General features: G+C 66.8%; 10 protein-coding genes. 7 read left to right on the plus strand and 3 right to left on the minus strand.

What is annotated here, in order from left to right:
- From WAZ62_RS17815 to WAZ62_RS17825, 3 genes are all read left to right on the plus strand, one after another.
- Positions 1–1,119 (plus strand): hypothetical protein (locus WAZ62_RS17815; RefSeq protein ID WP_422644884.1); only part of this gene is annotated, 1,119 nt, incomplete at its 5' end.
- Positions 1,116–3,056 (plus strand): motility associated factor glycosyltransferase family protein, encoded by a 1,941-nt coding sequence (locus WAZ62_RS17820; RefSeq protein ID WP_422644885.1) that lies wholly within the window; start codon positions 1,116–1,118, stop codon positions 3,054–3,056. The genes WAZ62_RS17815 and WAZ62_RS17820, both read left to right, overlap by 4 nt.
- Positions 3,053–4,096, plus strand: a complete 1,044-nt coding sequence (locus WAZ62_RS17825) for a hypothetical protein (protein WP_422644886.1) — start codon at positions 3,053–3,055, stop codon at positions 4,094–4,096. The genes WAZ62_RS17820 and WAZ62_RS17825 overlap by 4 nt, the downstream gene beginning before the upstream one ends.
- Positions 4,097–4,168: 72 nt before the next feature.
- On the opposite strand, the gene WAZ62_RS17830 is transcribed toward WAZ62_RS17825, so the two are convergent.
- The 3 genes from WAZ62_RS17830 to WAZ62_RS17840 all read right to left on the minus strand — a co-directional run bounded on the left by WAZ62_RS17830 (position 4,169) and on the right by WAZ62_RS17840 (position 5,891).
- Entirely contained in the window at positions 4,169–4,510 is a 342-nt protein-coding gene (locus tag WAZ62_RS17830) for a hypothetical protein (protein ID WP_422644887.1), read from the minus strand.
- A 237-nt stretch (positions 4,511–4,747) separates the two neighbouring features.
- Complete coding sequence (gene aguB / locus WAZ62_RS17835) at positions 4,748–5,641, minus strand: N-carbamoylputrescine amidase (protein WP_422644888.1); 894 nt, start codon at positions 5,639–5,641, stop codon at positions 4,748–4,750.
- Between the two features lie 49 nt (positions 5,642–5,690).
- Positions 5,691–5,891, minus strand: coding sequence for an excalibur calcium-binding domain-containing protein (locus WAZ62_RS17840; RefSeq protein ID WP_422644889.1), 201 nt, complete (start codon positions 5,889–5,891; stop codon positions 5,691–5,693).
- A gap of 76 nt (positions 5,892–5,967) precedes the next feature.
- Here WAZ62_RS17840 and aguA point away from each other — a divergent pair, with 76 nt between their 5' ends.
- Genes aguA through WAZ62_RS17860 form a run of 4 tightly spaced genes read left to right on the plus strand, consistent with a single transcriptional unit; the run spans position 5,968 to position 9,139 of the window.
- Positions 5,968–7,071, plus strand: coding sequence for an agmatine deiminase (aguA, locus tag WAZ62_RS17845; protein ID WP_422644890.1), 1,104 nt, complete (start codon positions 5,968–5,970; stop codon positions 7,069–7,071).
- Between the two features lie 15 nt (positions 7,072–7,086).
- Positions 7,087–7,554, plus strand: coding sequence for a RidA family protein (locus WAZ62_RS17850; protein WP_422644891.1), 468 nt, complete (start codon positions 7,087–7,089; stop codon positions 7,552–7,554).
- Between the two features lie 2 nt (positions 7,555–7,556).
- Positions 7,557–8,300: a glycerophosphodiester phosphodiesterase family protein gene (locus WAZ62_RS17855; RefSeq protein ID WP_422644892.1), complete on the plus strand. Its 744-nt coding sequence runs from the start codon at positions 7,557–7,559 to the stop codon at positions 8,298–8,300.
- Complete coding sequence (locus WAZ62_RS17860; protein WP_422644893.1) at positions 8,297–9,139, plus strand: HpcH/HpaI aldolase/citrate lyase family protein; 843 nt, start codon at positions 8,297–8,299, stop codon at positions 9,137–9,139. The genes WAZ62_RS17855 and WAZ62_RS17860 overlap by 4 nt, the downstream gene beginning before the upstream one ends.
- Positions 9,140–9,262 lie beyond the last annotated feature (123 nt).

The following is a 9,262-nucleotide window of genomic DNA, read 5'->3' on the forward strand; positions in this document are numbered from 1 at the left end:
GCTCTGGTGCTGGGCACCCGCGACCCCGCCGCCGCGACCGATGTGCTGTGCGCCGCCGCCACCGTCGCCATCCTGACCGATGGCGATCCCGCCCGCGTGCTGGAGCCTCGGGGGCCGCTGGTGCCGAAGGCCGTGTCCCTGGTGGCGCCATCGCCGCTGGCCGGGCGCCCCCGGATCGGCGTTCTGGCGACCGCCCTCGGCGACGAAGCCGATGTCGAGACCATCGCCGCCCTGGGCCAGGGCCTGCGCGATGGCAATCTCGGTGAACTCGTCGTCTTCGGCGCCGGCTCCCTCGACCTGCCGCACAACCGCCTGCTTCAGGGCCGGGTGTCGCGCCTTGTCGATGCCGCCGCTTTCGACGGCGAAACCCTGGCCTATACCATCGCCGGCGAAGGCATCGACCTGCTGCTCGACGCCGGGGGCCTCGCCGCCCCGCTTCACGCCGATGCCCTCGCCCATCACCCCGCCAGGCGCGTGCTGTCGTGGCTGAACGCACCCTGCGCCCTGCCCTGGACCGAGGACGCGGTTCCGGCCGGGGCCAGCCTCGCCCGGCTGGAGACGACGACACGGCCCGAGAGAGGCGACGGTCCGCTGCTGATCGGCACCGATGTCCTGCCCGGCCAGTTGCAGGATGATTTCCTGGACGCGCTCGCCGCGCTTCTCGAACAATTGCCGGAAGCCCGGCTGCTGCTGCGCGATCGCGACTTCAGCCATCAGGACAATGTCGCCATCCTGATCGAGCGGTGCCAGCCGCGCGGCATCGCCGATCGCATCGAGATCGTCGATGGCTCGCCTCTTGCCTTCGCCGCCGGTCTCGACCTTTATGTCGCGCCCTTCCGGGCGCTCAGCGGACAGGATGTGATCACGGCCGCCGCCGTCGCAACGCCCTGCGTCGCCTTGCGCGGCCCGGCCCGGCACCTGAACCTCGGCGCCGCCGCGCTCGATGCCCTGGGTCTTGGCGAATATGCCGCCGCCGACATCGGTGAGTTCATCACGATCGCCGCCGCCCTCGCCGCCGATGCCGACGCCAGCCGCCGCTTCGCCGCCGCCGCCGCCGTCGCCCCGGCCTTCAATCCGTCGAGCTTCGCCTCGGCCCTGCTCGGGAGCCTCGAGGAATGAATCCGGGTTTCGCCGAGCGCTTCCCCGCCGTCGCGCGATCGCTGCCGGCGACGACCCTGAGCACCATCGTGCGGGACGAAACCGGCAGGGCGATCGACATCGATCTTGGCCGTGGCCGGGTCTACAACGGCGACGCCGAGGCCCTGGCCGCGGAACAGGTCGGCCGCTTCGAGGTGAAACCCCTGCAGTTCTTCACCCAGGACCTGTCGGGCGCCAATATCGGCAGCGAGGTTTCGGCCCGGATGCGCGACCGGATGCTGGAAGGCATGGCCGAGAACGGCATCACGTCCTACAGCAACAAGCCGGATTACGAGGGCTCCTTCCTCGTCATCCTCGGCCTTGGCCTCGGCTACCATCTGCGTCCCCTGATCGAGACGACCAAGGCCCGCCATGTCCTGATCGTCGAGCCGGTGCCGGAATTCACCGCCCATGCCGCCGCGACGCAGGACTGGCAGGCCCTGTTCGAGATCGCGGATCGCCGCGGCATCGACATCAAGCTGAGTTCCGCCGCCCAGCCCGATCAGATCATCGCCGAGATCCGCCGCCTCGTTTACCGGATCGGCGAGCCGTTCATCGACGGCGCCTTCGTCTTCGTCCACTACCCCTCGTGGGTCCTGACCGAAACCCGCGATCGCCTGCAGCAGGTGATCGACCAGATGTTCATCTCGAAGGGTTTCTACGAGGACGAACTGAAGATGATGACCAACGCGGTGGGAAACCTCCTGCGTTATGACAGCCGCCTGATCGACGCGAAGCCGAAGCCGGCCCGGCCCGAGACCGCGATCATCATCGGCTCCGGCCCGTCGATCGACCGCTCGATGGACGACCTGCGCCGGCTGGTGCCCCAGGGCGTGGTCTTTTCGGCGGGCACCAGCCTGCGCGTCTGCCTGCGGAACGGCATCCGTCCCCAGTTTCACTGCGAACTCGAGAATGGCGATCCGACGGTCGAGGTGCTGACCGCCCTGTCCAGGGAATTCGACCTGTCGGGCATCACCCTGATCGCTTCGGTCACCGTCGATCCCCGGGTCGCCGCGCTGTTCGACGAGGTCTATTTCTTTTTCCGGGATTCAGTCAGCTCGACCCGGATCCTGGCGCCCGAGCGCCATGAGTTGATCGGCGTGGGGCCGACCTGCGTCAATACCGCCCTGCGGGTCTCCGCCGCCCTCGGCTTCACCGATTACATCCTGTTCGGCACCGATTGCGGCAGCAAGCTCGGCCAGGTGAAGCATTCCCGGGATTCGGTCTATGCCGTCACCGACAAGTACAAGACGTTCGAGCGGAACCTGAAATACAATCAAACCCTGCCCGGCAATTTCGGCGGCATCGTCGAATGCGACTGGATCCTGGCGCTCTGCGCCCAGATCCTTGGCGACATCACCCGGCGCTACAAGCTCAACGTGCTCAACACGTCCGATGGCGCCCTGCTGAATGGCGTCATGCCGCGCGTCGCCTCATCGATCCGCAACCTGCCGCGCCAGGCCGATGCCGGTAAGGTGCGCGCCGACATGCGCCAGCTGGCCAGGGCCTGCCCGGCCGGCAGTTTCTTCGAACGGTGGGAACCCGGCCAGTTGCTCGAAGGGGCAACCGCCTTCTATGACGATCTGCTCGCGCTCGTCGACGAGACGATCGCCCAAGGCGAAGACCTGGTCGCCTTCTGGCACCGCCTGTCGGACTTCATGGATGGCTTCAAGGACCAATACGCGAGGACCGAAAGCATCGCCCATGGCTCCATCCGGTCGATGCCAAAGATCGGCATGTACTTCAGCCACCGGATGACGGACCCGGAAAGACGTGCCATGATGATGGCGACTTTCCTGGCCGAATATCGCTCCACCGTTCTCTTCATGCGCGATGGAACCCTGGGCCTGATCGCGGATCTGGAGACGGCGCTGGCCGAACGCTCGGCACACCGGCTCCGCATGGGGGTGGAGGCATGACGGCAATCTATTTCGGCATGAGCGCCGCCGCCCAGAAGCAGGCGGTCAGCGACTCCCTCGACCGGACCTATACCCTCGTGGCGGACGGCATCGCCGCCCGCAAGGCCAAGGAACTGGCCAAGGTCCAGGATAAATACGTCACCAATTCCGCGCTGCCCTCGCTGCAGGCCGATATCGATGCCCTGGCCGCCCGCAAGGATACCGCCGCGGGTGCCGTCTTTTCCCTGAAACAGGCCAGCACCAACGCCCAGAAGGTGCTGGAGTACCTGAACACCGCCCATGCCGCGGCGGCGGAAGGGCGTGCCTCCGCCTTCGACAATGCGATCAACCAGATCAACATCCTGGTCGGCAGTCGCGGCGCCGATCTCGAGAACCTGATCGGCAACGCCGCCCCCGGCCAGTCGGGCCAGCGCACCATGGCGATCAGCACCGGCGCGACCCAGGTCGTCGTCGCGCTGCAGTCGCTCGGCTCGCGCTATGTCCTGACCGACGATGACAACGGCCGGCTCTACACGCCCAATTTCCTGTCGCAGACCCTGAGCATGGGCGGAGCGCAGATCGCCACCTCGCAGCTCTCCCTCGTCTCGCGCGACGGTAACGACGTCAGTTTCACCGATGGCACCACCACCTGGAACGCGACGCTGGACACCGGTGGTCTGCCGGTCACCTCGTCCTGGCTCTATGGCGGATTGACCGGCGCCGGCCAGACCCAGGCGATCGACGATATCAAGGCCTCGATCAGCATCGTGGCCAAGGCGGTGGTGACCCTGAGCAACACCAATCTTCAGTCCGAAATCGGCCTGAGCACGCTGCAGAACCAGCTCACCTCGCTGGGCGAGACGGCGCGTGAGGTCAGCGACACGGAAGCGGAAGAACTCGCCGCGGCCAAAAAGGCGATCGAGACGCGCTATTCGCTGATGACCAGCAATATCGCCTTCGCCGCCCAGGCCCAGCGCGAAGTGATCGGTGCCCTGATCGGTGAAGACAGCGTGACGGATCAGAGCGTGCTCGACATCATGGGCACGGCCTATTCCGGCTGATGCCCTGCCCCGAAGGGGCGGGGCGTGAAAAGATCCGCTGGATCGACCCGTCCGGGGTTTCCAAAAGGTCTCTCAGCCTTCCGCCGGCGCGCCGCCCTTCAGAATCACTTCCGACATATTGAGATTGAGCGCGATCAGCTTGTCGATCAGCTCGTTGTCCACCTCGCCCTCGAGGGTTTTCGCCACTTTCGCGGTGAAGGTCGCGGTGCGATTGATGAAATCGATGGCGTCAAGCGACAGGTCGGCGCCATTCACCACCGTATGTTCGGACAGGCGCAGCCAGAGTTCGGCGTTCTGGGCCAGCGCCTTGTCGAGGACGGCCAATGCCCCCCGCGCCTGATCCAGCAGGACCGCATGTTGCAGGAACGGAAAGGCCGCCTCTTCGAGCGGGGTCAGGACTTCGGTATCGGACATGGGATGGGCCTCCGGCGCGATCGGCCCATCCTTGCCCGATGACGGTAAAATATTGGTGAAGGGCGCGCCCCGATTGTCCTTTAAGACGATGTTCGAATGGCGGGGTGACTTCTATTCTCTCGTCATGCCGGCGAAGGCCGGCATCTCGAACAGGCAAGGGTGCCCTCTGGTCGCGAGGTCCCGGCCTTCGCCGGGACGACGACATTCGTTACTCGATCAAGCGGAATACAATTGCCCTCAATAGCCCGCGGCGGCGTGCGGATTGGCCCCGTCGAGCGACAGCACCGGATCGTAAAGCTCGGGCCGCCGGTCGCGGAAGATACCCCAGGACCGGCGCTGATGCGCGGTAGCATTGAGATCGAAGGTGGCGGTCAGCACGCCTTCGGTCGCGCGGTCGGCTTCGGCCACCTTGGCGCCCGTCGGATCGGCGATGAAGGACGAGCCATAGAAGGTGATCGAGGTGCCATGGCGCCCGGCCTCGGTGCCCACCCGGTTGGAGGCGACGAGGGGCACGAGATTGGCGCCGGCATGGCCCTGCATCACCCGCTGCCAATGGGCGGCGGAATCGAGGGTCGGATCATGCGGCTCGGAGCCGATGGCGGTCGGGTAGAACAGGATTTCCGCGCCCATCAACGCCATCGAGCGGGCGCATTCCGGGAACCACTGGTCCCAGCAGATGCCGACGCCGATCCGGGCGAAGCGCGTGTCCCAGACCCGGAAACCGGTATCGCCCGGCGAGAAGTAGAATTTCTCGGTATAGCCTGGACCATCGGGAATATGGCTCTTGCGGTAATTGCCGAGGATCGAGCCATCGGCATCGGCGATGGCGATCGAATTGAAATGGACCTGTCCAGCGCGCTCGAAATAGGAAATCGGCAGGACGACGCCAAGCTCGGCCGCCAGCGCGGCGAAATGGGCGATCAGCGGATGGTCGTCGAAGGGCTTGGCCAGACTGAAAAAGTCGTGGATCTGGTCCTGGCAGAAATAGGGCGTCTCGAACAATTCCTGGATCAGGATGATCTGGGCGCCCTTGTCGGCGGCCTCGCGCACCAGGCCCTCGGCCCGCGCGATATTGGCGGCCAGGTCCCAGCCGCAGGCCATCTGCGTCGCCGCGACGGTGACTTCACGCATCTTCAAACTCCCCTTCTCGCTGCGGCCGCAGTTTGCCCCAGCTTCGGCCTTACTTGAAGCGACACAGTTCTTCGCAGGGCACACCGTCGCCATCCCGGTCGAGCCGGGTCTGACCGCATTGGCTGTAATGAAATCGTGCCTCGGCGCAATCCGCCATCTGACGGCACTCCGTCTTCTCGCCGCAGAAGGGCTTGGACGGGCCGGCCTGGGCCGGCGCCACCAGGGCGAGACAGAAGAGAAAAACGCGCATGACGCGATTGTAGCCGACACGGCTTGCCCGCCAAGGGGCCTTGACGGCAGGATGGGCGCCGCATCAGGAGAGGACCATGGCCGAAACCCTGTCATCGACCCCGCGCGCCGATGGCTTCCGTATGCCCGGCGAGTTCGAGCCGCATCAGGGCTGCTGGATGATCTGGCCCGAGCGGACGGACAATTGGCGCAATGGCGCCAAGCCGGCGCAGGAGGCCTTCGCACAAGTCGCGACCGCGATCGCGAGCGGGGAGCCGGTCACGGTCCTCGTCTCGGCCCGGCAGTTCGTGCAGGCGCGCCGCCGCCTGCCGGCGCATATCCGCGTCGTCGAGGCGACGACCAACGATGCCTGGTGCCGCGACACCGGGCCGAGCTTCGTCACCGACGGCAAGGGCCGCCTGCGTGGTGTCGACTGGGGCTTCAACGCCTGGGGTGGGCTCTATCGCCCTTGCGATCAGGATGAACTGGTGGCGGCCAAGATCCTGGAGATCGAGCGGGTGCCGCGTTACCGCGCGCCGCTGATTCTCGAAGGCGGCTCGATCCATGTCGATGGCGAGGGCACGGTGATCACCACCGAGGAATGCCTGCTGAACCCCAATCGCAATCCGCACCTCTCGCGCGGCGAGATCGAGCAGCACCTGAAGGATTACCTCGGCGTCGAGAAGGTGATCTGGCTCGGCCCCGGCGTGCTGGACGACGAGACCGACGGCCATGTCGACAATCTCGCCTGCTATGTCCGGCCCGGCGTCGTCGCCCTGACCTGGACCGAGGACCGCGACGATCCGCAATTCGCCATCTCGCAGGATGCCTTCGAGCGCCTATCGAAGACCCGCGACGCCCGGGGCCGCGCCATCGAGGTGGTGAAGATCCCCGCCCCCGGCCCGCTGTTCCGCGCCGAGGCGGAAATGGACAGCGTCGATTTCGGCGGCCTCGACGACGATGGCGGCCAGGAGCGGACGCCGGGGCTTCGCCTCGCCGGCTCCTACGTCAATTTCTACATCGGCAACGGCACCGTCGTGATGCCGAAGCTCGACCCGTCGACCGACGAGGCGGCCGAGGCCATCGTCGCCCGCCTGTTCCCGGAGCGCCGGGTCATCGCCGTGCCGGGGCGCGAGATCCTGCTCGGCGGCGGCAACATCCATTGCATCACCCAGCAGCAGCCTATCGGCCGCCCGGACTGATTTCGGAGACCTGACATGAGCCTTTCCCCCGCCGACTCCCGCCTGGCCGAACTCGGCATCACCCTGCCGGTGCCGGCCGCCCCGGTGGCCAACTATGTGCCCTTCGTCGTGACCGGCGACCTGCTCTTCGTCTCGGGCCAGCTACCGATCGGGCCGGACGGCCTCGTCAAGGGCAAGCTCGGCAATGATCTCGATGCCGAGGCGGGCAATGCCGCGGCCAGGCTCTGCGCCATCAACCTGATCGCCCAGGCGAAGATCGCGCTCGGCGGCGACCTGTCCCGGGTGAAGCGTGTGGTGAAACTGGTCGCCTTCATCGCCTGCAACGATGCCTTCACCGATCAGCCCAAAGTCGCCAACGGCGCCTCCGACCTCTTCGTCGCGGTGTTCGGCGATGCCGGCCGTCACGCCCGTTCCGCCGTCGGCACCAATGCCCTGCCACTCGGCGCCGCGGTCGAGGTCGAAGCCATCTTCGAGATCGCCTGATCTTGCCGCACCCGAGCCTGGAATGGCTGCGCCGCCAGCCCGTCGCCCATCGCGGCCTTCATGACAAGACGGCCGACATCCCCGAGAACAGCCGCGCCGCCTTCATGGCCGCCGCCGAGGCGGGCTATGCCATCGAGCTGGACATTCAGGTCTCGGCCGACGGCGTACCCATGGTGTTCCACGACGACACCCTGGACCGCATGACCGGCGAGACGGGGCGTGTCGACGCCTTCCGCGCCGGCGACCTGCGCGGCATGACCCTCAATGAGACCGGCGAGACCATTCCGACGTTGCGTGACGTCCTCAAGCTGGTGGCTGGCCGGGTGCCCTTCCTGATCGAGGTGAAGGCCGCGCGCGGCAAGGTCGGTCCGCTGGAAGCGGCGACCTTCGCCGCCCTCGAGGATTATCACGGCGCCTTCGCCATCCAGTCGTTCAACCCGCGCAGCATCCTGTGGTTCAAGCGCCATGCCCCCCTCGTCGCACGCGGCCAGATCGCCATGGATTTCCGCATGGACGACGAACCCCTGCGCCTGCACGAGCAATGGGTGATGACCCACATGCTGCTGAACCGGATCACAAGGCCGCATTTCATCGCCTACGACATCCGCGCCCTGCCCAACCACGCGACACGGCGCGCGAGGGCGCAGGGCCTGCTCCTGCTGACCTGGACCGTGCGCACCCCGGCCGAACGCAAGCGCGCGAGCGAGCACGCCGACAACATCATCTTCGAGGGTTTCCGGCCGTGACTGTCATCGCCCCGCGCAATGTCTTCTTCTGCAGCGTCGAGAAGGACGAGAGCTGGACGCAGGTCGCGGCCGCGCGGATCGACGCGGTGATCATCGACCTCGAGGACGAGGTGGTGCCGGCCAACAAGGATGCCGCCCGGCATAGGGTGGCGGGGCGGATCGCGGCGCTCGATCCGGGGATCGCTGTCTTCGTGCGCAGCAATTCCGTGCGCTCGCCGTGGTTCGCTGCGGATGTGCCGGTGATCGCCGCCCTGCCGCGCCTCGACGCCATCGTCGTGCCCAAGGTCGAAGGTGCCGAGGACCTGCTGCTGGCGGAAGCGGCGATCGACGCCGTGACGGACCGGCCGGTCCCGCTGATCGCCGTCCTCGAATCGCCGCCCGCCTTCATTCATCTGGAAAATATCGCGGCGGCAACGCCGCGCCTCGCCGGCTTCACCATGGGCCCCTTCGACCTGTCGCGCGCCTTGGGTTGCGCACGCGACGACGATGCCCCGCCGGTGCTCACGGCCCGGGCCATGGCCCTGATGGCCGCGCGCACCCATGGTCTGTTCGTGATCGACGGCCCGGTGGCCCGCCCCCTGCAAGGGGAAGCCCGCACAGATGCCTTCTGCCGCGCCCGGGCCATGGGCTTCGATGCCAAGATCGTCACCGGCTTCGACGATGCCGATCAGGTGCGGGCGATCTTCACGCCGACCGACGATGAAATCGCCCTCGCCCGCGCCATCGTCGCCGCCTTCGACGGGACGGCGGACGACCTTGCCACGCTGCCCGGCGGCGCTACGGTCGACCGCCGCAATCTCGCCCTCGCCCTTCGCCTGCTGGCCAAGGCCGGGCGCTGACGGCGCGCCTCAAAGCGGAGTTTTAGCTTTCCCTGATCACAGGGCGCGGCCGCTGGCTTAGGCTGATCGTGGTTGAAGGGCTGCGCTCTCTGGTCCGGAGATCCCGGCCTTCGCCGGGATGAC

This window comes from Zavarzinia sp. (assembly GCF_049306435.1).
GTDB lineage: Bacteria > Pseudomonadota > Alphaproteobacteria > Zavarziniales > Zavarziniaceae > Zavarzinia.